Source organism: Rhizobium sp. CAU 1783, assembly GCF_054551725.1.
Genome location: NZ_JBTOLM010000003.1, coordinates 324,335 through 348,769 on the forward strand (window position 1 = coordinate 324,335; position 24,435 = coordinate 348,769).

The 24,435-nt window shown below is 61.9% G+C and carries 22 protein-coding genes, 1 tRNA gene and 1 pseudogene; 10 read left to right on the forward strand and 14 right to left on the reverse strand.

The window, feature by feature from the left end; genetic code table 11:
* Positions 1 to 142: 142 nt before the first annotated feature.
* Positions 143 to 1,597: a TrkH family potassium uptake protein gene (locus ACX93L_RS15345; RefSeq protein ID WP_459405629.1), complete on the reverse strand. Its 1,455-nt coding sequence runs from the start codon at positions 1,595 to 1,597 to the stop codon at positions 143 to 145.
* Positions 1,598 to 1,694: 97 nt separating this feature from the next.
* Between ACX93L_RS15345 and ilvA the strand changes: the two genes are divergently transcribed.
* Positions 1,695 to 2,945: a threonine ammonia-lyase gene (gene ilvA, locus ACX93L_RS15350; protein ID WP_459405630.1), complete on the forward strand. Its 1,251-nt coding sequence runs from the start codon at positions 1,695 to 1,697 to the stop codon at positions 2,943 to 2,945.
* On the opposite strand, the gene ACX93L_RS15355 is transcribed toward ilvA, so the two are convergent.
* Positions 2,938 to 3,870 (reverse strand): alpha/beta hydrolase, encoded by a 933-nt coding sequence (locus tag ACX93L_RS15355; RefSeq protein WP_459405631.1) that lies wholly within the window; start codon positions 3,868 to 3,870, stop codon positions 2,938 to 2,940. The two genes, ilvA and ACX93L_RS15355, sit on opposite strands and share 8 nt — an antisense overlap.
* A gap of 184 nt (positions 3,871 to 4,054) precedes the next feature.
* Here ACX93L_RS15355 and ACX93L_RS15360 point away from each other — a divergent pair, with 184 nt between their 5' ends.
* From ACX93L_RS15360 to ACX93L_RS15370, 3 genes are all read left to right on the forward strand, one after another.
* Positions 4,055 to 4,375 carry an HlyU family transcriptional regulator gene (locus tag ACX93L_RS15360; RefSeq protein WP_459405632.1) on the forward strand — a complete coding sequence of 107 codons (321 nt, stop codon included), beginning with the start codon at positions 4,055 to 4,057 and terminating at the stop codon, positions 4,373 to 4,375.
* A gap of 132 nt (positions 4,376 to 4,507) precedes the next feature.
* The gene (gene amt / locus ACX93L_RS15365) at positions 4,508 to 7,726 is read left to right on the forward strand and encodes an ammonium transporter (protein WP_459405633.1); all 3,219 of its coding nucleotides are present in this window, start codon (positions 4,508 to 4,510) and stop codon (positions 7,724 to 7,726) included.
* A gap of 4 nt (positions 7,727 to 7,730) precedes the next feature.
* Positions 7,731 to 8,999: a GGDEF domain-containing protein gene (locus ACX93L_RS15370; RefSeq protein ID WP_459405634.1), complete on the forward strand. Its 1,269-nt coding sequence runs from the start codon at positions 7,731 to 7,733 to the stop codon at positions 8,997 to 8,999.
* On the opposite strand, the gene ACX93L_RS15375 is transcribed toward ACX93L_RS15370, so the two are convergent.
* Complete coding sequence (locus ACX93L_RS15375; RefSeq protein WP_459405635.1) at positions 8,996 to 9,613, reverse strand: FMN-dependent NADH-azoreductase; 618 nt, start codon at positions 9,611 to 9,613, stop codon at positions 8,996 to 8,998. The genes ACX93L_RS15370 and ACX93L_RS15375 overlap by 4 nt on opposite strands.
* A gap of 138 nt (positions 9,614 to 9,751) precedes the next feature.
* Between ACX93L_RS15375 and ACX93L_RS15380 the strand changes: the two are divergent.
* A pseudogene (locus ACX93L_RS15380) lies at positions 9,752 to 9,892 on the forward strand (helix-turn-helix domain-containing protein); the annotation flags it as partial.
* Between the two features lie 84 nt (positions 9,893 to 9,976).
* On the forward strand, positions 9,977 to 10,717 hold the full coding sequence (locus ACX93L_RS15385) for a substrate-binding domain-containing protein (protein ID WP_459405832.1): 741 nt from the start codon (positions 9,977 to 9,979) through the stop codon (positions 10,715 to 10,717).
* Between the two features lie 31 nt (positions 10,718 to 10,748).
* On the opposite strand, the gene ACX93L_RS15390 is transcribed toward ACX93L_RS15385, so the two are convergent.
* The 4 genes from ACX93L_RS15390 to ACX93L_RS15405 form a co-directional block, all read right to left on the reverse strand.
* Positions 10,749 to 12,746: a bifunctional 2',3'-cyclic-nucleotide 2'-phosphodiesterase/3'-nucleotidase gene (locus ACX93L_RS15390; RefSeq protein ID WP_459405636.1), complete on the reverse strand. Its 1,998-nt coding sequence runs from the start codon at positions 12,744 to 12,746 to the stop codon at positions 10,749 to 10,751.
* A 149-nt stretch (positions 12,747 to 12,895) separates the two neighbouring features.
* Entirely contained in the window at positions 12,896 to 13,381 is a 486-nt protein-coding gene (locus ACX93L_RS15395; protein WP_459405637.1) for a PilZ domain-containing protein, read from the reverse strand.
* Between the two features lie 234 nt (positions 13,382 to 13,615).
* On the reverse strand, positions 13,616 to 13,951 hold the full coding sequence (locus tag ACX93L_RS15400) for a PilZ domain-containing protein (protein WP_459405638.1): 336 nt from the start codon (positions 13,949 to 13,951) through the stop codon (positions 13,616 to 13,618).
* Positions 13,952 to 14,082: 131 nt separating this feature from the next.
* Positions 14,083 to 14,544 (reverse strand): Lrp/AsnC family transcriptional regulator, encoded by a 462-nt coding sequence (locus ACX93L_RS15405; protein WP_459405639.1) that lies wholly within the window; start codon positions 14,542 to 14,544, stop codon positions 14,083 to 14,085.
* Positions 14,545 to 14,698: 154 nt separating this feature from the next.
* On the opposite strand from ACX93L_RS15405, the gene ald reads away from it, so the two are divergent.
* Positions 14,699 to 15,817 carry an alanine dehydrogenase gene (ald, locus tag ACX93L_RS15410; RefSeq protein ID WP_459405640.1) on the forward strand — a complete coding sequence of 373 codons (1,119 nt, stop codon included), beginning with the start codon at positions 14,699 to 14,701 and terminating at the stop codon, positions 15,815 to 15,817.
* A 117-nt stretch (positions 15,818 to 15,934) separates the two neighbouring features.
* Here ald and ACX93L_RS15415 read toward each other — a convergent pair whose 3' ends face one another.
* Positions 15,935 to 16,411, reverse strand: coding sequence for a DUF1203 domain-containing protein (locus ACX93L_RS15415; RefSeq protein WP_459405641.1), 477 nt, complete (start codon positions 16,409 to 16,411; stop codon positions 15,935 to 15,937).
* A gap of 162 nt (positions 16,412 to 16,573) precedes the next feature.
* Between ACX93L_RS15415 and ACX93L_RS15420 the strand changes: the two genes are divergently transcribed.
* Positions 16,574 to 17,419, forward strand: coding sequence for a DUF4344 domain-containing metallopeptidase (locus tag ACX93L_RS15420; RefSeq protein WP_459405642.1), 846 nt, complete (start codon positions 16,574 to 16,576; stop codon positions 17,417 to 17,419).
* 26 nt (positions 17,420 to 17,445) lie between these two features.
* On the opposite strand, the gene sseA is transcribed toward ACX93L_RS15420, so the two are convergent.
* Genes sseA through ACX93L_RS15435 form a run of 3 tightly spaced genes read right to left on the reverse strand, consistent with a single transcriptional unit; the run spans position 17,446 to position 20,683 of the window.
* Positions 17,446 to 18,879: a 3-mercaptopyruvate sulfurtransferase gene (gene sseA, locus ACX93L_RS15425; protein WP_459405643.1), complete on the reverse strand. Its 1,434-nt coding sequence runs from the start codon at positions 18,877 to 18,879 to the stop codon at positions 17,446 to 17,448.
* A gap of 22 nt (positions 18,880 to 18,901) precedes the next feature.
* A complete protein-coding gene (locus ACX93L_RS15430) occupies positions 18,902 to 19,639 on the reverse strand; it encodes an alanyl-tRNA editing protein (protein WP_459405644.1) in 738 nt (245 codons plus the stop codon).
* A gap of 3 nt (positions 19,640 to 19,642) precedes the next feature.
* Entirely contained in the window at positions 19,643 to 20,683 is a 1,041-nt protein-coding gene (locus ACX93L_RS15435; RefSeq protein ID WP_459405645.1) for a cysteine synthase A, read from the reverse strand.
* A gap of 410 nt (positions 20,684 to 21,093) precedes the next feature.
* Between ACX93L_RS15435 and ACX93L_RS15440 the strand changes: the two genes are divergently transcribed.
* Positions 21,094 to 21,681 (forward strand): hypothetical protein, encoded by a 588-nt coding sequence (locus ACX93L_RS15440; protein WP_459405646.1) that lies wholly within the window; start codon positions 21,094 to 21,096, stop codon positions 21,679 to 21,681.
* A gap of 41 nt (positions 21,682 to 21,722) precedes the next feature.
* Here the strand turns inward: ACX93L_RS15440 and ACX93L_RS15445 are convergent, their stop codons facing one another.
* From ACX93L_RS15445 to ACX93L_RS15455, 3 genes are all read right to left on the reverse strand, one after another.
* A complete protein-coding gene (locus ACX93L_RS15445; protein WP_459405647.1) occupies positions 21,723 to 23,168 on the reverse strand; it encodes a cryptochrome/photolyase family protein in 1,446 nt (481 codons plus the stop codon).
* 316 nt (positions 23,169 to 23,484) lie between these two features.
* Complete coding sequence (locus tag ACX93L_RS15450; RefSeq protein ID WP_169588513.1) at positions 23,485 to 23,709, reverse strand: hypothetical protein; 225 nt, start codon at positions 23,707 to 23,709, stop codon at positions 23,485 to 23,487.
* A 148-nt stretch (positions 23,710 to 23,857) separates the two neighbouring features.
* Positions 23,858 to 23,932 (reverse strand) — tRNA-Asn (locus ACX93L_RS15455).
* A 160-nt stretch (positions 23,933 to 24,092) separates the two neighbouring features.
* On the opposite strand from ACX93L_RS15455, the gene ACX93L_RS15460 reads away from it, so the two are divergent.
* The gene (locus tag ACX93L_RS15460) at positions 24,093 to 24,380 is read left to right on the forward strand and encodes a hypothetical protein (RefSeq protein ID WP_169588512.1); all 288 of its coding nucleotides are present in this window, start codon (positions 24,093 to 24,095) and stop codon (positions 24,378 to 24,380) included.
* Positions 24,381 to 24,435 lie beyond the last annotated feature (55 nt).

Genomic DNA, 24,435 nt, shown 5'->3' on the forward strand with positions numbered 1-24,435 from the left:
GGGAGCAAGAGAACGAACAGCCCAACGACCGCCGGGTATATCCCTGCTTCCCAAAATGCCAGCCTGCGCATCCGCGAGTTCCCCTGCTTCATTAGACATGAGTACAGTCGGAAAAAATGCAGGCGCTCGTCAAGCGCTCTCGTCAGCTTCGCCAGAAAATGGGCATCAGAAGCACCAGGACGGAAAGGACTTCGAGACGGCCGAGCAGCATCATCAGTGAGAGGATGTAGAGCTCCGGGGCGTTGAAGGTCGAGAAGTTGCCGGCCGGCCCGATCAAGGCGCTGACGCCGGGGCCGACATTCGAGAGCGCTGTGATGACCGCAGAGGTTGAGGTCATGAAGTCATAGCCGAGGGCGGAAAGGGCGAGACTGCCGACCACCCAAAGGAAGACATAAGCGCTGAAAAACAGAAAAATGGTGCGCTGTGTTTCCGCGTCGACGGTCTGTTTGCCGTAGCGCACCGAATAAACGGCGTTCGGATAAACCAGCTTCTTCAACCCGGTGACAATGACGTTGAAGAGGATCACGAAGCGATAGGCCTTGATGCCGCCGGCGGTCGAGCCGGAACAGCCGCCCATGAAGGTGGCGAAGAAGGCGGCCATTATGACGAATGGTCCCCACAACAGGTAGTCCTGGCTGGCAAAGCCGGTTGTCGATAGGATCGACGAAAAGTTGAAGAAGGCGTGGGTAAGTGCGGTCGGCAGGCTCACGTCGTTCGTCAGGTGGTTGTAGAGAGCGACGGCCACGGAGAAGGCGCAGAGATAACCAAAAAAGACGGCGATCTGCGGATCCCGCAGCGCATCGAGGCGACCACGCACGATGAACACGATCAGGATCGAAAAAGGCAGGCTGCAGACGGTCATGAAGAAAGTCGAGATCCAGAGGATCGTGTGGCTCTGGAAATAGCCGAACGAAGCATCATGGGTCGAAAATCCGGCTGTCGCGACGGTCGAAAAAGCGTGGTTTATCGCGTCGAAATGGCTCATGCCGGCGAAGTCGTAGGCAATCGCGCACAAGAGGGTAATGCCGACATAGACCGCCATGAAAGCACGGGTAAAGGTGGCTAGCCGGGCAAAGGGCTTGTCGTTGGTGTCGGACGATTCCATCTTGAAGAAGGACATGCCGCCGACACGTAGGAACGGCAGGACGAAGAGCCCGAGGGCGACGATTCCGATACCCCCGAGCCACGCCAGCAGGGAGCGCCACATCAACATCCCGGGTGGCATGTGGTCGAGCCCGACGATCACCGAAGAGCCGGTTGTGGTGATGCCGGAGATCGATTCGAACAACGCCTGGGCGAATGTAAGATCTGGTCCCGAGAACATCAGCGGGATCGCGCCGACCACGGAAAAGACGGCCCAGAGCACGTTGACCAGCAGGAAGCCGAGCTTCTTCGTGAAGGTGGGCGGTGTGCCGCGCGTCGCGAGCGCCGCCATGAGCGAAAGGCCGCCGACCATGAAGGCGCAGGTCGCGAAGACCCGCCAGTCGCTGTGACCGTAATAGAGGTCCACCATCGCCGGGACGAGCATTGCTGTCGAGAGATAAAGACCGCAGAGGGCGGCAATATAGACGATCGACCGGAAGAGGCTTGCGTTCAAGATGGGTCCCGCTGTGTTTGCCGCACAAAGAGACTTTGTCTCCGGCTCTCGTCTATGCCATAGCGGGAGCCGGTTCAAAATTCAACGGATGGAAGTCGTGACGCAGAAGGACGTGGATGCCGCGGTCGAGGCCTTGCGGGAACTGTTTCCCGCGACCCCGCTTCAACTCAACGAGCATTTGAGCGCCCGCTATGGCGCCAGCATCTATCTGAAGCGTGAGGATCTGACCCCGGTCCGCTCCTACAAGATCCGCGGCGCGTTCAACTTCCTGCGCAAGATCGTCGGCGACGACACTGCGGGCAAGACCTTCGTCTGCGCCTCGGCCGGCAACCATGCCCAGGGATTCGCCTTCGCCTGCCGCCATTTCGGTGTGCCCGGGATCGTCTTCATGCCGGTGACGACCCCGCAGCAGAAGATCGAAAAGACCCGCATTTTCGGCGGCGAATTCATCACCATCCGCCTGTTCGGCGACATCTTCGACCAGTGCTATGCGGCGGCCCGCGAGCATGTGGAGGCGATCGGCGGCTACATGGTGCCGCCCTTCGACCACGAGGACATCATCGAGGGCCAGGCGACCGTTGCCGCCGAGATCGTCCAACAGTTGCCCGAGGGCGTGATGCCGGATCTGGTGATCGTGCCGGTCGGCGGCGGCGGGCTCTCGGCCGGCGTGACCGGCTACCTGGCCGACCGCCTGCAGCCCGAGGCCTTCCTGTTCACCGAGCCCGCGGGCGCCCCGAGCCTCAAGAGGAGCCTGCAAGCCGACAAGGTGGTGACGCTGCCCAAGGTCGACAATTTCGTCGATGGCGCCGCCGTCGCTCGGATCGGCGACCTGAATTTCGCAGCCCTCCGGTCCTTCTCCGCTGATCAGGTGATGATCGTGCCGGAAAATGCCATCTGCGTGACCATCACCGAGATGCTGAACGTCGAGGGCGTCGTGCTGGAACCGGCTGGTGCGCTGTCGATCGCGGCGCTCGACCTCATCGAGCGAGACAAGCTCGAGGGCAAGACGGTCGTAGCCGTGGTCAGCGGCGGCAATTTCGACTTCGAACGCCTGCCCGACGTGAAGGAACGCGCCATGCGCTACGCCGGGCTGAAGAAATACTTCATCCTGCGCCTGCCGCAGCGTCCCGGTGCGTTGCGCGATTTCCTCAACCTGCTCGGTCCGGACGACGACATCGCCCGCTTCGAATACCTGAAGAAATCGGCCCGCAATTTCGGCTCGATCCTGATCGGCATCGAAACCCGCGATCGCCGGAACTTTGCCGACCTTCTGGGGCGGTTCGAGGCAGCCGGCCTCGGTTACGAGGACATCACCGAAAACGAGATTCTCGCCAACCTCATCATCTGAGGCTCGGCAGGTTCCTGAGCCATGCGGTGATCGCCTCTGCGAGCGGCCCGGTCGTTTCCGGCGAGAGCGCGTCTCCGGCGATCACGTGGGACGACGGATCTCCGACGGGGCCGGGGTCAAGAACCGCATGTGGTCCGCCCCAGCGGGCCGCCACCCGATCTGTCGCGGCCGGATCGACAACCTGATCCCTCGGCGACCGGACGAAAAGGGCCGGGATCCGGATCCGCTCGACCGCGCTTCGACGGGCGTTCGCAGCGATTCGCGCCATCGGCAGGAGCGCCTCGACTGGATAGCTCGTCGTCCAGCCGGCGGCATGGGCGGCATTTATCGGATCAAAGCCCCTCCGTTTGCCGATCGCCAGGCGCGCGAGACCGCGCGCGAACGGCCAGGTGAGGGCGAAGGCGAGCGGATCGGAGATCCGGTAGTTGGGCGACAGGAAGACGACGGCAGAGATACGTTCCCTGAACCTGTCGAGCGTCAACGCATAGGTAACAAGCGAGGCGCCGGTCGAGGTAGCCATGACGACGATCTTGTCGCCGAGCCGTTCGCCGATCGTCAGGGCCTCTTCGAGGTCGTTCAGCCAGTCACCGATGTCAGCCTCAGCCATGGCATCCGGCGAGCGACCATGGCCGGCGAGCCGGGTGAACATCAGGTTGGCGCCGAGCGACGCGGCGACCCGGTCGGGCAGGGGGCGCAGTTCAGCTGGTGAGGCTGAAAAACCGTGCACATAGATGATAGCGATTGGGGTTTTCGACTTCGTCTGATGATCGGCCCAGACGATCTGTTTGCGGGTTCCCGGGCGGATGTCGGAGAACTTCGCCTCCGCGGCGTCAAGATAGGCTTCGACATCGGTGTCGACCACGGCGGGCGAGAGGCGCGGGTGGGCGCGCCGACGCAAAATGGCTTGGGCGAAACGGTTCGGCATGGGTGGGCCGTTCTCATCGTCGGGGTCCTCATCGAACCTAACCGACCGCTGTGCAAAGGCAAGCCTGCCGAGGCCGCCAGAGAGCGCCGGATATCGAGGCCGGAGAGAGGGGCATTCGACGTCTTCCCGCAAATCGCGACCGGCGGGACTTTTTCTCGGGTCGGCGATGTGCTAGCCAGACGCCATGTCGATCTTGTCCAGCATTCTGTCCGTTTTTACCGGTGGTTCCAAGTCCAGCGCTCCAGCTGCTCCCGCAGCCGAACCGCAGGCGCATCAGGATTGCCTGATCTATGCGGAGCCGATCCGCGAGGGTAGCCAGTACCGGCTGGCCGGCCGGATCGAGAAGCAGGTCGATGGCGAAACCCTTCAGCGGCTCTTCATCCGCGCCGATGTCTTCACCTCGCTCGATGACGCGCTGGAATGCACCTTCCGCAAGGGCCGCCAGATCATCGATCAGAATGGCGCAGCGCTCTTCGCCGACCGCGAGAAGTCGCGCGCGGTCTGACCGGGACCGGCCGAACGGGCTGGAAAGCCTTGTGGGCCGGGCATTCTATGCTGAAAATCCCGTTAAGACGAACACGCATTGTTAAGTGATTTTCGCTCTTATGAAGTCCTGGTACTTCAGCGGGATTTCTTTGTGCGTTCTCCTATTCATTTCCCTCAACGGCTGGGCTTTCGGCTGCCGCGAACGGCAGTCGGAACGTTTGCCGCAGTAGGGCTCTCCGACGATGCCCTGGCGGCGCAGGCGGACACGGCGACGCTTTCCGCGCATATCGACCTCGTCTGGGTCATGGGCACCGCCGCGCTGGTGATGATGATGCAGGTCGGTTTCCTGCTGCTCGAAGCCGGCATGGTGCGCTCCAAGAACTCCATCAACGTCGCTCAGAAAAACCTTCTCGATTTCGTCTTCGGCGTGGTGGCCTTTGCGGCGATCGGTTTCATGGTCGCCTTCGGAAGCTCGACTTGGCTGCCGCTCGGTTTCGATTCCGACTTTCTTTTCCTCCGCAACGTGGACACCTGGCAGGCCGGATTCTTCGTGTTTCAGGTCATGTTTTGCGGCACGGCGGCAACCATCGTGTCCGGCGCAGTGGCCGAGCGGATGAAGCTCAGCGCCTATGTGCTCGGCTCGGTCGTGCTGTCCGCGTTTATCTATCCGATCTTCGTTCACTGGACCTGGGGTGCAGCACTTGGAGCGAATAGCGGCGCCTTTCTCGGCAATCTCGGTTTCGTCGATTTCGCCGGGTCGACCGTGGTGCATTCGACCGGAGGCTGGATCTCGCTTGCCGCCTGTATGGTGATCGGTCCGCGCATCGGCCGCTACGGTGCCGATGGCCGTCCCGTTCGCATCGCCGGCCACAGCCCGGTCCTGTCGACCACCGGCGCCTTGCTGCTCTTCTTCGGCTGGATCGGTTTCAACGGCGGTTCCACGCTTCAGGCGTCCGAGGCCGTTGCGCCGATCATCCTGAACACCGTTCTCGCCGGTGGGGTCGGCACCTGCGTTGGTTACGTGCTCGGGCACATCCAGGACGGCATCGTCCTGCCGGAAAAGTCGCTGAGCGGCATGCTGGGCGGGCTCGTGGCGGTCACGGCCGGTTGCCACGTGCTGGAACCGGCCGGTGCGATGCTCATCGGGGCGATCGGCGGCCTGGTCGCGATTGCCGGCAACGACTTTATCGAGCGGCGGCTGAAAATCGACGACGCCGTCGGCGCGATCGGCGTGCATGCCTTCGCTGGTGTTGCCGGAACCCTGCTGCTCGCGCTTCTGGCCCCGGTTGAGCGCCTGCCGGCGGGCTCGCGTTTCGATCAGCTCTATATCCAGATCTTCGGCGCCGGCCTGAACTTCTACTGGTCCTTCGGCCTCGGTTACCTGTTCTTCGCCGTGCTCGACCGCTTCATGCCGATCCGCGTGACGAGCGAGGTCGAGGAGATCGGCCTCAACGTTTCGGAGCACGGAAGCCGCCTCGGGATCGGCCATGTCGAAGAAGCGCTTGCCGGCCTGGTCGACGGTACCACGAAGCTCGGACACCGGCTGCCGGTGGAGGCGGGCGACGATGCGGAAAAACTGACGACGCTGTTCAACCGGCTGATGGACAACATCGAGACGGAGGAGCGCGCACGCGAGGAGCTGCGCGCCCTGAAACGTGACACCGAAGAGGCGGAACGCGTCACCGCGCTTGCCAACGCCACCTTCGAGGCGATCGTCATCCATGACGAGGGCCGCATCGTCGACGGCAACAAGCAGCTCTCCGAGCTTGCCGGGCTGCCGCTCGAGGAGCTCATCGGGCGTTCCATTTTCGAGTTCCTCCCGCCGCCGGACATGGATGTCCTGACCGAGGCGGTCGCTGCCGGTGCCGAGCTCAACCGGGAGATCAACCTGAAGCGGGCCGATGGCGAACTCGTGCCCATCGAGGCGCGGGGACGGGAGATCGTCTATCGCGGCAAGCGGATGCGTATCGGTTGCCTGGTTGACCTGCGGGAACGCAAGCTCGCCGAGAGCCATATCCGATACCTCGCCCTCCACGACCCGCTGACCGGTCTGCCGAACCGCGCTCTTTTCAACGAGAAGCTTGCGGAAAGCGTCGTCATGGCGCGCCAGGGCGCCGGTTGCGCCGTGGTCATGGTCGACATCGACCATTTCAAGGACATCAACGACCTGCATGGCCATCCCGCCGGCGATGCGGTCATTCGCGAGACCGCCCATCGCCTGCAACAGGCAATGTCCCGCCACGACGTCGCGGCCCGGCTCGGCGGCGACGAGTTCGCGGTGATCCTCGCCAATGTCTATTTCCACGCGCAGGTCGAGGATTTCTGCCGCAGGCTTGCGCAGGCATTTCGCAGGCCCTTCGAGATCGAGGGCTGCGAGCGGCTGAAATGCGGTGTCAGCATCGGTGCCGCCATCGCGCCCGAGCATGCGGAAAGTTCCGAAGAGCTTGTCGGGCGGGCGGACATCGCCCTTTACCATGCCAAGAATTCCGGTCGGAATACCTACAAGATCTTCAAGAACGGCATGAACGAGCTGATCGAGAAGCGCCGGGCGCTGGAGATCGACATGGACGCGGCATTGGCTCGTGGCGAGTTCGAACTCTTCCTTCAGCCTCGCGTCTCGGCGGTGACGGCGAAGATCCACTCCTACGAGGCGCTGCTGCGCTGGAACCATCCGCAGCGCGGACTGGTAAGCCCCGTCGATTTCGTCGCCGTTGCCGAGGTTTCCGGCAAGATCATCGCGCTCGGCGAATGGGTGATCGAGGAGGCCTGCCGGATCCTCGCCGGGACGGAGGTCGAGCGGCTTTCGATCAATGTGAGCCCGCTCCAGTTCCGCCACAGCGACTTCCAGCACAGGCTCGGCGAGATTGTCAGGGCGTCCGGGGTCGATCCGCGCCGCATCGAACTGGAGATCACCGAAAGCGTGCTGATCGACGATGACCGGCGAGCGCTTCAGATCCTCAAGGAGTTGAAGGCCGTGGGCTTCACCATCGCGCTCGACGACTTCGGCACCGGCTATTCCTCACTGAGTTATCTCAGCCGCTATCCGTTCGACGCGATCAAGATCGACCGCAGCTTCGTCAGCAATCTCGGCCTCGACGAGAGCGCGGCGGTGATTGTCAACACCATCATAGATCTCGGTGAACGGCTGGGCATCAAGGTCGTGGCCGAAGGTGTCGAGACGATCGAGCAGGCCCTGTTCCTGGCGCGGGCCGGTTGCGATGAACTTCAGGGCTATCTGCTCGGCAAGCCGGTTGCGCTTGACGAGCGGGTCCGCACGATCCCGGCTTCCGTGGCCGTGGTCCTCACGGGTTCGTCCGGACGAACCCTCATCGAGGCTCCGCCTCTTGCGATGGAAAGCATGGCGGGCTGAGACAATGATGGAAAGCTGGAACCTGATCCTGTTTGTCTGCGAGGCGATCCTATACTTCGCCCTGATGACGACGCTCCTGCATCTGCGCCACCGCATCGGTCTCGGCGTGTTCCTGACCGCGCTCGGTGTGATGCACTTCGTCGAGACCTATCTGGCCGCCGTCTTCTATGTATCGCTGCCCTTCGGCGTGGTCTCACCCGGCTCGTCTGTCTTCTTCGCTGGCAAGCTGATGATGATCCTGATGCTCTACATCCAGGAAGACGCCTCGACGGTCCGTCAGCCGATCTACGGCCTCTTTCTCGGCAATCTGGTGACGCTGGCGATCGCCCAGCTCCTCGTGCTCCACCAGACCGTCGAGCCGGCTCCCGGGCAGGCGGCCGACATGGGATTCCTGAGCGACATGGGACTGCTGATGCTGTGGGGCACGACGCTGCTCTACATCGATGCGCTCGGCATCATCCTGCTCTATGAGCGGCTGGGTCGGTTCATGCCGCGCTGGACGATCCTGCGCTTCACCGTGAGTGGCGTTCTGGTCCTGAGCTTCGATCAACTGGGCTTCTATGCTCTCCTCAACCACCTCTATGATGCGCCACTTTCAGTCTTCCTCGGCGGTTGGAAGGCGAAAATGGCTGCCGCGGCGCTCTATTCATGTCTCTTCGCAGCCTATCAGATGGCATTTCGCGGCAATGGTGCCTTGCATTCGCGCAGGCCGATCAAGGATGTCTTCAGTGATCTGACTTTTCGCGAACGCTACGAGGATCTGTTGGCCCGGACGGGGCGTGACGTGCTCACCGGCGTCTACGATCGCAGCCGCATGGAAATCGAGGTCCCGCGTCTGGTCCGCGAAGCCCTCCGATCCGGAAAGCCGATCAGCCTTGCCATCGTCGACGTCGATCACTTCAAGTCGATCAACGACCGCTTCGGCCACCTGAGCGGCGACGAGCTTTTGAGGGAAATTGCCAATGCGCTTCAGGGAGGGATCGGAGATGCCGATCACCTGTTCCGATATGGCGGTGAGGAGTTCGTCGTTCTGTTTGCGGACGCGGGTTATGACGAGGCCATGGAGCGCGGCCGCAGGCTTTGCGCCTTACTGGGCAGCGTGATCCGCAATCCTGCGGGCGAGGCCGTGACGATCAGTCTTGGCGTGGCTGCCGCCCCGGAGGATGGCGGCAGCTTCAACGCCCTCCTGGCCGAGGCCGACGAGCGGCTTTACAAGGCCAAGAATGCCGGCCGCAACCGGGTGGTCGGGCGGCCGGACACTTCGAACACTTAGGCGGCGCGCGCCAGCTCGCGGGCCTTTTCTTCAGCCGCGGAGACTGCCTTCTCCGCGGCTTCCGGACCATAGGCGACGCCCTCGATGCGGATCGTCTCGACGTCGGTGATGCCGAGGAAACCGAGGACAGACCGCAGATACGGCTCGGCGAAGTCGAGCGTGGCGGCGGGGCCGGAGGAGTAGATGCCGCCCGAAGCGATCACCAGATAGGCCTTCTTGCCGGTGGCGAGGCCGACCGGGCCGTTTTCGCCATAGCGGAAGGTGCGGCCGGCGCGGGCCACGTGGTCAATCCACGACTTGACGATCGACGAAACGCCGAAGTTGATGAAACCGGTCGAGATGACGATCGTGTCGGCGGCCAGCAGTTCGTCGACGGCTGCGTCCGACACGGCGATGGCTTCAGCCTGTGCCGCGCTGCGGTCTTCGGGGGCAAGGCGGATCGCCGAGGAAAAGTCGCTGCCGATATGGGGCAGGGGGTCACGGGCGAGGTCGCGTTCGACCACGGCGGAACCGGCGGTCTTCGAGGCGAGATCGTCAACGAGCTGACGGGCGATCTTGTTGGAAAGTGAATCGTCGCCGCGCGTGCTGCCGGTGATGAGAAGGATGGAGGACATGGGACACCTCTTGGTCTGAATGGCTATCCGCGTAGGCCGGGGGTGGGCTGTTGCGGTGCGTCATAAATAGAGGTGCTTTGCCATCGAAAAAACTGTGATAAACTGGATCAGTTTCATCGATAAAATGGATGCCCTAGCGTGTTGCCCAATCCCACCCTCGACCAGTTGCAGGTCTTCGTCGCTGTCGCCGAGACCGGCAGTTTCTCGGCCGCCGCCCGCCAGCTCAACCGCGCCCAGTCGGTGATCAGCTACACCATCGGCAACCTTGAGGCACAGCTGCAGCTGACGCTCCTGGATCGCAGCGGTTCGCGCCAGCCGGTCCTGACCGACGCCGGACGCGTCATTCTGGAGGATGCGCGGCGAATGATCGCCCATCTCGACAGCCTCCGCGCCCGCAGCAAGGCGTTGACGGAGGGCCTGGAGGCCCAACTGTCGATTGCGGTCAGCGTCATGGTGCCGGACGATGCGGTGATGAAGATGCTCGGCGAGTTCCAGCAACGTTTTCCGACCGTTCCTCTGCAGTTGACGGTCGGATCGCCTTTCCAGGTGGCGCGGATGGTCGATGAAGGCACGGCCGATGTCGGTCTTGGTGGGGCTACGAAAGAGGGACGAAACGGCATCTCCGATCGCAAGATCGGTCACTCCTTCATCGTTCCTGTGGCCGCTCCCGATCATCGGTTGACGCGGCTCGACCGCACCCTGTCGATTTCCGATGTGATCGATGAGATCCAGATCGTGGTAACGGACACCACCAGTCCTATGGAAAGCAAAGGCTTCAACATCATTTCGCGCCGGATCTGGCGTGTCGGCGACATGAACACCAAACGTCAGCTGATTCTTGCGGGGCTTGGCTGGGGCGGCGTGCCTCTCGCCATGATAAAAGAAGACCTGCGCGCCGGGCATCTTGTCCGGCTCGACGTCGAACCATACGAGCACTTCGAGTATCCGCTGGCCGCGCAGTGGCGTGCGGCAAACCCGCCTGGTCCCGCGGGTCGCTGGCTGCTGGACCTGATGGGGCAAATGCTCTCCAATTGCCCCGATACCATGTCGGACGCGATGGCCAAGATCAATGAAGCTCCGCCAATGTTCCGGCACCAGGCTTAAGGCCACGCCTTGAGGCGCAGCCGGATGGTGGTCAGCCGAGGATGAGGCGGAATTTCGCAAAGCCCTCCGCGCCATCGCCGGCATCCTCGATCCTGGCTCCCTTGACTGCTGCTGCATAGTCACGCCCCTTCGGGCCGGTCTCGAAGGTTGCGGTCGTCCCCGCCATCGGAGCGAAGGACCAGTTCGCATCGGCGGACGGATTGATCGTGCCCTGCTCGACGATGTAGCGCACGATCACGTCGCGATTGGTGTCCGGGCCGACGAAGACGACCTTGTCTGCGCCAATCTCCGGGAATTTCCCCCCGCCGCCGGCTCGATAGTTGTTGGTGACGACAAGGAACTTGCCGCCGGGCTCGATCGGTTTGCCACCGAATTGCAGGTTGACGATACGGCTCGTTTCCGGGTGCACGGCCTTGCCGTCCTTGTCGTATTTCGCCGGCTTCGACAGGTCGATCTGATAGGTCACCCCGTCGATCACATCGAAATTGTAGGAGGGAAAATCCAGATTGATGAGGGGGGCGTCCTGCGCGCCCGCCACGATCTGGTTGAAGATGCCGGCCGACATCTCCAGCCAGTTCTTGACCTGCTCGCCGGTGATCACCACCGCCTGCACGGTGTTCGGGTATAGATAGAGATCCGCGACGTTCTTGATGGCGATGTCGCCGGCCGGGACGTCGGTATAGTATTCGGCCCCGCCGCGTCCGCCGGCCTTGAAGGGAGCCGCCGCAGAGAGGATTGGCAAATCCTTGTGGGGGCCATCCTTCAGCATGTCCCTAATGTACCAGGTCTGGGCGTTGGAGACGATCTGAACGGACGGGTCGTCCGCCACGAGGGCGAAATAGGAGTAGAGCGGCGCCGAGGTCTTGCCGACCGGGGTGCGCACATAGTCGAGAGTCGCCTTGTGCTCGGGCTCGACCGAAGCCACCACCGCCACCGTGTCGCCGACATTGGCGACGATCTTCCGCCCGTCGTCGCGGTGATAGATCGGTCGCGCCTCGCAAGTAAAGTCGAGGATCTTCCAGCCGCTGCCGTCCTTTTCGAGCATCAGGTCGATGAGACCCATATGCGAGCCCCAGAAACCGGCCATCACGGCGGGCTTGCCGAGCAGCGTGCCCTTGACCGGATCGGCGCCCGGAACGTCGACGAAATCCTTCGGGCCGGGGAAGACGAGGTGCTGATGTCCCGTGAAGACCGCGTCGATTCCCTCGACGCCCGCGAGATAGAGCGACGCGTTTTCCATGCGTTCGGTGAGGCCATGACCATCGATGCCGGAATGGGAAAGCGCGATCACGATGTCCGCGCCTTCCTCCTTCATCGCCGGAACCCAGGCGCGTGCGGCCTCTACGATGTCGCGCGTCTGGGCCTTGCCGTGGAGGTTCTTCTGATCCCAAACCATGATCTGCGGCGGCACGAAGCCGATGAAGCCCACCTTGATCGCGCTCTCGGCTCCCCCGCCGTCCTTGATCGTCTTTTCGATGATCGCATAGGGCTTGAAATGCAGGGCGTCCTGCTTGGGATCCGCGGCGAGTTCCCCCTTCGTGAGGTTCGCGCAGACGATCGGAAAATTGGCCCCGCCGAGCGTGTTGAACAGGAAGTCGAGTCCATAGTTGAACTCGTGATTACCGACCGTGCCGCAGTCGTAGCCGAGCACGTTCATCGCCTTGATGACCGGATGGAGGTCGCCCGCCTTCATGCCTTTCTTGTAGGCCATGTAGTCGCCCATCGGATTGCCCTGCAGGAGGTCACCGTTGTCGACCAGCATGGAATTGCCGGCTTCCGCGCGGATCTGGTCTATGATCGACGCCGTGCGGGCGAGCCCCATCGTATCGTTCGGCTTGTCCGCATAATAGTCGTAGGGCATCACGTTGACATGGATGTCCGTCGTCTCCATCAGCCGGAGATGCGCCTGGTTCGCGTTGCCGTTGGCCCGCACCGCAAACGGATGAAGGGTGATGAGGGCGGTCGTGGCGGCCAAGCCACCGAGGAAGGCACGGCGGGACATCGGATGAAGATCGATCAGGGACGACATGAGGGGGCTCCTTGGTCAGTACGCGCTCGACGGGGCAAGACTAGGTGGGTTTCCTTATTCGTGCATCCTTAAAATGACGGGGGTATGTCCCGCCCCTCAACCGTTCGGCATCAGTTGCCTCCGGTTCGGTACGGAGCAAGCGATGCCGATCAGGCAGCTCCGAGCGTCTGCATCTTGTGGAAGTTCTTGAAATAGGCGCCGATCTGCGCAGCCGTATTGCTTGTCTCGTCGCTCTGGATGCCCATCTTGCCGGCCCGGTACCAGCGCACGATACCTTCGGTGCGGCCGAACTCCGTCGTCTTGATCTCGACGCTGCTGCCGTGTCGTGCCTCGACCCAGCGGTGGAGTTCGAGCGCCATCCCCCGATGCGGGATGTCGATCACCCGGATATCCACCACCTGATGAAGAAAACGAAGAGTGCCCCTGAGCCTGCACCGGATGCGTGGCGTCTTGCGACCGTCGCTGCCTCTATTTGCGCTAATTAAATTTCTCGTTCTTAATATAGTAAATGGAAATTTAATTATCGCAGGCGCAAAGAAATTGATCAAAGCTTCGAAAAGTACATTAACGTTTATCGATCGCCGATATGTCGGTATATATTTGCGATATCGAAGTATGGTATTTGGACGTTTCACACATAAATCGCAAATGTCAGTATATATTTTTTATGATATTCTGAACATCTAGAAAGGGTCGGGTTCTGTTACTGGCGTTCCAAAGCTTCGAGCGCGAAATGCGCCTGAAGGTGCGGAGCGGCGACCGATTCGGCGCGGCAAGGGGAGGGCCGGAGCACAAGCCTGCAAATGCGAAAACGGCGCGTGCCGTTTCTGGCGCGCGCCGTGGAGGGCGGTCGGGATAAGGGGGCGCGGTTAGCGCGTGAGAACGGGCCGGACTTCCTGGTGGAAGTTGCGGAAATAGGCGGACATCTGCGCCAGCGTATTGGAATTCTGGCGGATCTGGACACCGAGATAGCCGCCATAGGCCCACTGCACGGTGCCCTCGATCATGCCAAGGTCCTCGGTCTGAATGACCACATTGCTACCGCGCGCGGCGTGAAGCTTGCCATAGATCTCGAGGCCGACGCCTGTGCGGGAAATGTTGTAGATCCGGCTTTCGACCTCCTGATTGAGGTGCTTCACCTTGCTCCTCATGCGCACGCGGCTGCGTGTGGATTTGCGACCTTCGATCTGAAGTCTGGATTGCATCGCTACCCCCATCCTGTTCGTTTGCGGTGAGGATGGCTGAAAAGCCTTGCATCCGGTTCAATCTGAAAGGTCAAATTGCAGCGATCTGCGAAATTTGGCACAGCCTGCCGCGACGACGCAGTATGGCCAGATCATAGCCCGACATTGGAACGTTCGATCACCTCGCGCAGGGCAAAGCTGGAATTGATCTTCACCACATGCGGCAGCGCCGAAAGCCAGTCGCGATGAATGCGCTCGTAATCCTCCAGATCCTTCGCCGCCACACGGAGGATATAGTCGTATTCGCCCGACATCAGGTAGCAGACAAGGACATTCGGGCACTTCTTCACGGCTGTCTCGAACTCGGAAAGCGTCTTGGCGAACTGACCGGAAAGCGAGATGTGCACGATCGCGATCATCTTGTAGTCGAGCGCCTTGTGCGAGAGGCGCGCGTGATAGCCGCTGATCACGCCGGAACGCTCGAGCAGATCGTGCCGTCTGGAGCAGGCCGAGGGGCTCAGGCCCACCTTCTGGGCGAGCTCCGCATTGGTGATGCGACCGTTGTGCTGGAGGGCACGAAGGATGGCAAGATCGATGGTATCCAGCTCCGACATTCGAAGATCCTGCGAAAAATTGACGAGATACGCAATGTTCTCCAAATTTTTATGTTCCGCAATCCGAATTCGCAAGGACATTCGGCGAAGAGCGGTGTTTCAATTCCTGCCGCAACGCAACGATCGGCGAAAAGCCGGCACGAGAGGAACACGAATGCGCGTAGGCTGCCCCAAGGAAATCAAGAATCATGAATATCGCGTCGGCCTGACCCCCGGCGCAGTGCGCGAATATGTGGCCCATGGCCACGATGTTCTGGTCGAGACCGGCGCCGGCGCCGGCATCGGCGCGGATGACCATGCTTATATCTCCGCCGGCGCAAAGATCGCCGCCTCGGCCAAGGACGTGTTCGAGAAATCGGACATGATCGTCAAGGTCAAGGAGCCGCAGCCCTCCGAATGGGTTCAGCTCAGGGCGGGGCAGATCCTCTACACCTATCTCCACCTCGCGCCCGATCCGGCCCAGACTAAGGGCCTCGTCGAGAGCGGCGTGACGGCGGTCGCCTACGAGACCGTGACGGATGACCGAGGCGGCCTTCCGCTGCTGGCGCCGATGTCGGAAGTGGCCGGCCGCCTGGCGATCCAGGCCGGTGCGACGGCGCTCCAGAAGGCCCATGGCGGTCGCGGCATCCTGCTCGGCGGCGTTCCAGGCGTGCTGCCTGCCAAGGTCGCGGTCATCGGCGGCGGCGTCGTCGGTCTCCATGCCGCCCGCATGGCCGCAGGTCTCGGCGCCGATGTGACGATCATCGACCGCTCGCTGCCCCGCCTGCGCCAGCTCGATGACCTGTTCGCCGGACGTGTCCGCACCGTCTACTCGACGATCGACGCGCTTGAGCAGGAAGTCTTTGCCGCCGATCTCGTCATTGGCGCCGTACTGATCCCGGGTGCCGCCGCCCCGAAGCTCGTCACCCGCGAAATGCTTTCTGGTATGAAGAAGGGTGCGGTGATCGTCGACGTGGCGATTGACCAGGGTGGCTGCTTCGAAACCTCGCATGCGACGACGCATTCCGATCCGACCTACGAGGTCGACGGTATCGTGCACTACTGCGTCGCCAACATGCCGGGTGCCGTTCCCGTCACTTCGACCCATGCGCTGAACAATGCCACGCTCGTTCACGGCTTGGCACTCGCCGACCGCGGCCTGCGTGCGATCGCCGAGGACCGGCACCTGCGCAATGGCTTGAATGTCCATCGCGGCCGCATCACCAACCAGCCGGTGGCCGAGGCCCTCGGTTATGAAATGCACGCACCTGAAAAGGTCCTCAGCGTCGCCTGAGCGACGCCGGGGTTGTTTCGACCCGCATCACGTTACGTCAGGTCCGCAAATGTAATGCGTTGACGCGGTCGAAGGGCCGGCCCTTCCCATCGGGCCGGCTCTTTTCATTTCCCGCCTTCAGCTGCGGTCGATCCGGCACTGGAAACAGTTGTTGCGGGCCGAGCGCACATGCACATAGGCGATTTCCGGAAGTGCCAGCAGCGTGCGCGCACGGTCCTCGACATTCTCCCTGAGCGTGACCGCGCCGGTACCGTAGACGATGCGGTCGTCTGCGCCATAGCCGCGCAGGATGAAGTCCGGGCTGTCGCCAAGTACCGGCGGTTTGGCTTCGCTTGCCGCATAACGCGGGCACGGATCAGCATGGATGAAGATCGGCCCGGTCTCGGCATAGGGCTGAAGGGCAGGGAACGGCCTATAGGCAAGGGTGAGATAGGCGGCTCCATCCTCGATGAAGTCGAGGCAATGCCGGCACGGATATCCGCCACCTTGGGCGATGCGTCGTTCCGGCGTCAGGCCGTAGGCATCCGCGCCGCCGCGTCTCAAGTGCTCCGCATCGGCTGTGGGCATGGCGGTGAAGGCTATGGTGGTCGTCATGGCAGTCTCCCTTTCGAGCCGCGAGCATCGGACGATGGCGACACGCCCGCCACCCGATTCCTGCCGCATGGCGGAAAAGTCGGCCCAATATTGGTCTTTTCCCGCAAAACGGCGATCGGCTAGCGTTCCGGCGCTTTTCCACGCTTCAAGAGGGGATCAAGGGTGCGGGGACATTTCACACGTTTTATTGCGGGCCTTGCCGTCTCGGCGGCCCTGGCTGCCGGGATGACGACGGCGGGGGCAGAGGACACCCAGCCGACTCCGGAACAGATCGAGGAGGCACGGACCTTCACCGTCAACAACGCGATCTTCATCCTCTTCCATGAAGCCGGGCACATGCTGATCTCGGAATTCGGCCTTCCCGTGCTCGGCCGCGAGGAGGATGCGGTCGACGCGCTTTCATCAATCCTGATGCTGGAATCCGACAGCGACGAGTTCGACAAGGCGATTCAGGATTCCGCCGACGGCTGGTTCCTGCTCGACGAGAGCAAGGAGGAAATCGGCGACAGCGACTTCCTCGACACCCATGCGCTCGACCGCCAACGTGCCTATCAGATCGTCTGCATGATGACGGGCGCCGATGCGGAATATTTCAAGAAATTTGCGGACTCGCTCGATTTTCCTGACTCAAGACGTGAGGAATGCGCTTACGAATACGAGCGCACCAAGCAGAGTTGGTTCGGTCTGTTGCAGCCTCACCTTAGGGAAAGCGGCAAGGCCAAGATCACGGTCAGCTACCAGCCGGCCGGCGACGAAGCGCTCCAGCCCTTTGCCGACATTCTCAAGGAGGCTCAGGTGCTCGAGGTGGTGGCCGACAGCTTCTCGGAGATCTACAAGCTCGATGACGGCATCCGCTTCACCGGCAAGGCCTGCGGCGAGCCGAATGCCTACTGGCATCCGGAAGAGCGCGAGATCACCTTCTGCTACGAGATGGCCCTCCAGCACGTGGTGCTGATCGACGGATTCTTCGAGCGCGAGCGCCAGGAAAAGAAGAACAAGAAGAAATAGGGTTCGGCCGGGCCGCCATGCCGCCGTCAGAAGGCGGCGGCGTCCCGGCGGATCATCTGTAGGAGCTCTGCTTCGCTGAACGGCTCGACCATGGCCTCGAAGGTCTCGACCGGCGAGAAGCCGAACTGCTGGTACAGCTGAAGCGCGCGCGGATGGTCGAGCGTGTTGGTGGTGACGGTCACCTTGCGCGGATTGAGCTGCCAGGCGGTGTAGAGTGCCTGCAGCAGGAACCACTTGCCGATCCCAAGGCCGAGGGCATGCTCGAACAGGCCGAAATAGGAGAGCTCGACGACGTCGTCGCTTTCCTGGTTGAGTTCGAAGAAGCCGGCCGGCGCACCATGAACGTAGAGGACGGAAATCGTCACCTTCGGGCTGTGGATAGCGGCCTTGAGCGCGCCGTCGGTCATTCTTAGCCGCTTGTACCAGTGCCAGCGGGCGCCGACCTGGCGGTGAAGAAAGCGGTAGAAGGCCAACGGGATCTCGTGCGTGCGCATGATCGCCGTCTGGATGTTGACCGGAACCGGAAGGCTGGCCTTTGGCGGCGCGGTCATCTCGAGCCGGGTGACATGCGCCGAGATCGGTCCGTGCGAGGTCGCGGGCAGGGGCTCTGCCGCGCCGGTCTCGACGGGCGTGTCGGCCTTGCTGCCCCATTCGGACCAGGAGCCGTCATAGAGCGAATTGTCGGCATGGCCGAGCGATTCCAGCGCAAGCGTGACCACAGCGGCCGTGACGCCCGAGCCGCAGCTGGTCACGACAGGCCGCGCCAGGTCGATGCCGGCCTCAGCAAAGATCGTGCGCAAGGTCGGCAGATCCTTGAGGTGGCCGTTTTCGGAGAGCGAGACCGCGGGCACGCTGCGGGCGCCGGGCATGTGGCCGGAGCGCATGCCGGCGCGGGGCTCCGGCTCTTCTCCGGTAAAGCGGCCGGCCGGTCGCGCATCGGCGATCTGGCGCCCGCCCTTGGCGGCGATTTCGTTCATTTCGGCGAAAGTCGTGATACGGCTGCGGTCGAAGGCGACCTTGAAGATGGCCGGTGCCGGCTCCGGCAGGTCGGTTTCGAGCGGGCGGCCTTCCTTCTTCCAGCCGTCGAGACCTCCATCCATCACGTAGACGCGCTCGGCGCCCATGACGCGCAGCATCCACCAGACGCGTGGCGCGGAAAACATGCCGGGACCGTCATAGACGACGATCGTGTCGGTGTCGGCGATGCCGAGCTTGCCGAGTTCGGCGGCGAAGAACTCCGGCGAGGGCAGCGAATGCGGCAGGCCGGTCGCCTGGTCGGCGATTGCGTCCTGGTCGAAGAAGACGGCACCCGGGACATGGCCCGCGGCATATTCGGCGGCACCGTTGCGGTTGTGCGCCGGAAGGTACCACGAGGCGTCTATGATCTTGAATTCGGGTGCGCCGAGCTGCTTTTCCACCCAGTCGGCGGAGACGACGAAACGGCTTTTCTCGGCAGGCATGCTCTTCTCCCAAATGCTCTCGTCAGGCGGAAGTCTCCGGCGTGCCGAAACGAATGCGGAACCGGCGGTTTTCCTTGCCTTTTTTCTCGATCTTGACGATGTGAATCGCACCGACCTCCTGGGTCTCCGAAACATGTGTGCCGCCGCAGGGCTGGCTGTCAACGCTCGAATTCTCCCCGATGCACACGAGGCTCACGCGCCCCATGCCGATCGGCGGCCGGACATTCTTCGACTTGACGATGCCCGGATTGGCGATGAGTTCCTCGTCGGTGATCCATTGCAGGAAGACGGGGTGGTTCTCTCCGACGAGCCGCATCAGGTCGGCCGTCACCTGTTCCTTGTCGATGGTCTCAGTCATGTCGAAATCGACACGGCTTTCATCCTCGCCAACGGCGGCGCCGGTGATCGGGAAGGGGCAGACGACCGAGAGCAGGTGGCAAGCGGTGTGCATGCGCATCAGCTTGTAGCGGCGCGGCCAGTCGACATGTAGGACGAGTTTCTCGCCGATCTCGGGGCGCGGCTCGCCCTCGGCGGGCTGGTGCAGGATGATGTCCTTGGTCTCGCCGTGCCGTGTCAGGGCGATCTGGATGGTTGAGCCGTCGGCGCGCTCGAACTTACCGATATCCCCCGGCTGCCCGCCGGAGGTCGCATAGAAGACGGTCTGGTCGAGCTCGATCGAACCGTCTTCCAGGATGTTGGTGACCACGGCCTCCGCGGTGGAGAGATAAAAGTCGTCGCGGTAGAGGGCAGTGGTTGGCATGGCTCACTCGGTTGGTTGGAACGGCACCGCGTAGTCGGCCTCTTTCTCGATCCAGCCCGGAACCGGCAGCTGCTTGGAGCGCAGGAAGTCGGGATTGAAGAGCTTCGACTGGTAGCGGTTGCCGTAGTCGCAAAGAACGGTGACGATGGTATGGCCCGGTCCGAGGTCGCGCGCAAGCCGGATCGCACCGGCAATGTTGATGCCCGACGAGCCGCCGAGGCAGAGCCCTTCGTTCTCGACGAGATCGTAGATGAGCGGCAGCGCTTCGGAATCCGGGATCTGGTAGGCGTAGTCCGGGGTGAAACCCTCGAGATTGGCGGTGATGCGCCCCTGGCCGATGCCCTCGGTGATCGACGAGCCGGAGGATTTCAGTTCGCCGTTCTTGTAGTATTCGTAAAGGGCGGCCCCTTCCGGGTCGGCAAGGCCGATCTTGACCTCGGGCTTCATGCGGCGAAGGCCCATGCCGACGCCGGCAAGCGTGCCGCCGGAGCCGACCGCGCAGATGAAGCCGTCGACCTCGCCGCCGGTCTGGTCGTGGATCTCGCGGGCGGTCGTCGCGATATGGGCGTCGCGGTTGACCGTGTTGTCGAACTGGTTGGCCCAGATCGCGCCGTTCGGTTCGCTCTTGGCAAGTTCGGCGGCCAGCCGGCCGGATAGCTTCACGTAGTTGTTCGGGTTCTTGTAGGGAACGGCCGGCACTTCGACCAGTTCGGCGCCGAGCAGCTTCAGTGCGTCCTTCTTCTCCTGGCTCTGGGTTTCAGGGATGACGATCACTGTGCGATAGCCGAGCGCCTTGGCGACCAGCGTCAGCCCGATGCCGGTATTGCCGGCGGTGCCCTCGACGATCACGCCGCCGGGGCGAAGCAGCCCACGCCGCTCGGCATCGCGGATGATGAACAGCGCCGCACGGTCCTTGACCGACTGCCCGGGATTCAGGAATTCGGCCTTGCCGAGGATCGTGCAGCCGGTCGCCTGCGAGGCGCCCTTCAGCCGGATGAGCGGCGTATTGCCGATCGCTTCGAGAACGGAGGGGTGAAACGTCATGATGTCAGCCTTTTCGTCTTCTGCGGACAGTAGAAACAAAAGCGCGAGGGAAGAAAACCGTTCACAACGGAGATTTTGTCCTTCTGGACAAGATTATGCGGGTGAAGCGGTTGGCGCGGGATTGAACCGCTTTTTTCGGCCCAGCGGTAGTCAAAGGCAAGGAATGGCTTTTCGCGCAGGGGCAGGGGGAAGGAAAATGCGTTCGGGGGAGGGGGCGTTCTCGTCAGCCGATAAGGCGCCACCCTCAAAGGATCGGTCTTTGATGGCTTGTCTTCGCCGCTTACTCTCATGCTCGGGGAGGATTGTGTTGGGCAATGACTGGCTTTGTTAGGGTTTCGCTGTAAGCTATGAAATCGGAAAAGGCCGATTTCATAGCTTACATAATGTTTCAGTTTCTTGGGATTCATGCAGTGTCTAAACAAGGATCTTCCAGTAAATTTGTGTATGAAAACGGTCAAATTCCGCCCGGTGAGTGTGTTGAATTCGAGAATTTTATTCGTAAATTTGCGATTTTAACAATCCCTGCTTGCGTAGCGTTTACGTATTTAGTCGCTCTTTCGCCAGAAAACATCATTTCGCACATAGGCGATTTAATTCCTTTCTTCGAGGGTAGAATTGCATATTTGAAGCGGTCAGATCACCTGTCTTACGTTGGTTTCATCGCAACTGTGATCTCTGGTGCCGTCTCTATTCCTATAATCACCGCTTTTATTGGCCGCGTGTATTGGAACAAGGTTGTCGCAGCTGGTAAATGTAAACCGGTAAATGGAAATATTGTAATTATATTGATTTTGCAGGTTGCTTTTGGGTATTCTCTGTTTTTCATGGCGTTTATCGACGTGGGTGAGCCGGTTGATCCGCGCTGGCCGGGCATGACGCGCATACTGCTTTGGCCGATTTTTCCCTTTTTTGGCGCTATAGTTTATTGGGTCGTTGGCTTTCTTATTTTTGGTTTGAGTGTCGGAATTCTGAAGTTCCTTTATCTTCGGGAGAGTTAGTTGGCTGGACCAAAGAAGGTATCTTTGTCTGCCACTCCTCACTACTCCTTCAACCCCTGAAACGCCGCCATCGCCGCGTCACGAGCCTTGCCGTGATCGACGATCGGCAGCGGATAGGTCTTGCCGAGGCTCACCCCTGCTTCCTTCAATACCAGCAGGGGCGCCTCGAAGGGCTTGTGGATGAACTTGGCCGGCATGTCCTTCAGCTCCGGCACGAAGCGGCGGACATAATCGCCATCCGGGTCGAATTTCTCGCCCTGCGTGATCGGGTTGAAGATGCGGAAGAAGGGGGCGGCGTCGGCGCCGGAGCCGGCGACCCATTGCCAGCTTGCCGCATTCGACGCCGGGTCGGCATCGACCAGCGTGTCGCGGAACCAGCGTTCGCCCTCCCGCCAGTCGATCAGCAGGTCCTTGATCAGAAAGGACGCGACGATCATCCGCACCCGGTTGTGCATGAAGCCGGTCTGCCAGAGCTCCCGCATGCCGGCATCGACGATCGGATAGCCCGTCTGCCCGCGTTGCCAGCGCTTCAAATCGTCCGGAGCATGGCGCCAGGGAAAGGCGTCGAACTTCGAATTCCAGTTCTTCGTCGCAAGGTCGGGGAAGTGGAACAGCAGGTGATAGGAGAAATCGCGCCAGGCGAGTTCCTTGCGGAAGTGAATGACGTCTTCGGCGGCGATCGCGGCGGTCAGTCCGCGGGTCGCGTGCCAGACGCGGGCAGGGGAGATCTCGCCGAGCGCCAGGTGCGGCGACAGGCCCGACGTGTGCGGCAGCGCCGGAAAGTCGCGCTTCGACTTGTAGCCGTCGAGGTCCTCGTCGACGAAGCGTTCGAGCCTCTCGGCGGCTCCCGCCTCGCCGGGCGTCCACACGGCGGAAAAAGTGGCCGCCCAGTCGGGCCGGGTCGGCGTGAGCGCCCAGTCGGCGATCCGCTCGGAAGTCGGCCAGTCGGCCGGTGGTGCGAGTCTCTCCGGCGCGGCGACCGGCTCCGGCGGCTCGCCCGCGGCCTCGAGTGCGCGCCAGAAGGGTGTGTAGACGCGGTAGGGACCGCCGGCGCCGGTCTTCAGTCGCGACGGCTCATGCAGCAGCTGACCGGCAAAGCTGCGCACGGTGAGCCCGCTTCGCGTCAGCTCCTCCTTGATCGGGGTGTCGATGGCGATGCCGGGCGGATCGTAGCGGCGGTTCCAGAACACATGGCTGGCCCCGGTCTCTGCCACCAGATCGCCGAGGACCGCATCGGCCGGGCCGCGGCGGAGCACCAGGCGGCTGCCGATCCTGGCGAGCGAAGCCGAAAGTGCTTCGAGCGAATGGTGAAGCCACCAGGCCTGAGCCGCGCCGAGCGGGCCGTTGCCGGCGACATCCGGTTCGAGGATATAGACGGGCACGACCGGCCGAAGGCTTTCCGCGGCACAGGCAAGTGCCAGATTGTCGTCGAGCCGCAGGTCCTTGCGGAACCACAGAATGATCGGGAAATTGTCGCGGGAATTCATCAGGATGCGGCTCGTATCGTATGCGTCTGCACAGTATACGATCGATTCGTTCGCGAGGATCACAGCCAATCGGCGTTTATTCGAAAGATCGGCAGGATGGGTGTCGGAGGGTTTGTGAGAAGGACGGCAGCGTGATCGCGCTGCAGCGTGAGGAGACGTCAATCAACTCGCCCGAGCCCGTACTATAGATTACGGCGCTCGCGTCCCTCGTGCCTAGTGACACGATTTGCCGCCCGCGCCTAGCGCCCGCGGCCAAAATTCAGAAAATGCGGATCGCCGCGATCGGCAGGTCGACCGGAACGGGGCGCGATCGCGGTCAGGACGCCGCAGCGATCTTGGCCCGACGCGGTTCGCCGCCGTTCAGCATCTGCATGATCTCGGTTGCGCTCTCGCGCACGTAGAGCCGGTGCAGTTTTTCCGCGACCGGGGCATTCGTCAGGAGGCAGGTGTATTTTTCGCGCTCGTACCAGCGAAAGTCCACGACATTGTTCATGTTCACGAAGAAGGGGAAACCGTCCCCGTCATGAAGCTCGAGCCACATATATATCATTCTCCTGACAGTCACTAAGTATGCGGAACTGATAACAGGCAAAAATGAAGAGGGGGTTTCACGCGGGGCGAGAAGTGTCGCAGCATGGCGCGGAAAAAGAAAAAGGCCCGCGCTTGGTCAGCGCAGGCCTTGAATTAGATGGCTCCCCGGGCCGGATTCGAACCGGCGACCTGTCGATTAACAGTCGAATGCTCTACCGCTGAGCTACCAGGGAACAGCCGCTTGGCGCGGTGTGAGCGGGGTAATACAAATGCTGGTTCGATTTGCCAAGCGGTTTTTCAAAAAAAATGTGACGAGGTTGTTTTATTTTGCCCGCATCCCATCTCTGTGGAGCCGGGAAAGCCGATGTTTGCCCGGCAAGACAAGGGTTTTGCATGGCTGTTGAAAAACGAAAATATCGCATCGATACGGACCGGGGCAGGATTGTGCTTGACCGTTTCGAGCTTCCTTTCCCGCGAAACAGGGTCGGACGCATCATCACCGGCACCGCACTGATCGGGGGCGGCATTCTCGGATTCCTGCCCGTGCTCGGCTTCTGGATGGTGCCGCTCGGTCTCTTCGTCCTGTCTCACGATCTTCCCGCCGTGCGCCGCCGCCGCCGCCGCATGGCGATCTGGTGGCGCAAACGCTATCCGGCGGTGAACCGCGCGGGAAAACGCTGACGCGCGGCACCTCCTGGGTCTGGCCGAGGTCGCGGTGGTCACTCGCGGTGATGGC